Below are 222 nucleotides of genomic sequence, written 5' to 3' on the forward strand. Positions count from 1 at the left end.
TTGTTCGATTTGGAACGGAGGTGGTCGTGTTGTGAGGCCAAGGTGGCCAGCGGGAGGTTCTCGGTTTGCGACTGCCGTGAAATCATGTCGAACGCCTGGACCGCGTCTATTCCGTACCGCTCCATCAACATGACCTTGGCCTGGCCGATGATGTCCCGTGAGGACAAGCCGGACTAGAACTGTTCGGTCTTGTTAGCCGCGTACAAAGCCACCGCAGCGTGG

1 protein-coding gene is annotated in these 222 nt (G+C 58.1%); it reads right to left on the minus strand.

Going from position 1 to position 222, the window contains the following annotated elements:
• On the minus strand, nucleotides 1-167 hold a 167-nt coding region (locus QM588_RS25640; protein ID WP_283317437.1), incomplete at its 3' end, for an ANTAR domain-containing protein.
• Between the last annotated feature and the right edge of the window lie 55 nt (nucleotides 168-222).

It is taken from the genome of Rhodococcus sp. IEGM 1354, from assembly GCF_030056855.1.
In the GTDB taxonomy this organism is placed as follows: Bacteria; Actinomycetota; Actinomycetes; order Mycobacteriales; family Mycobacteriaceae; genus Rhodococcoides.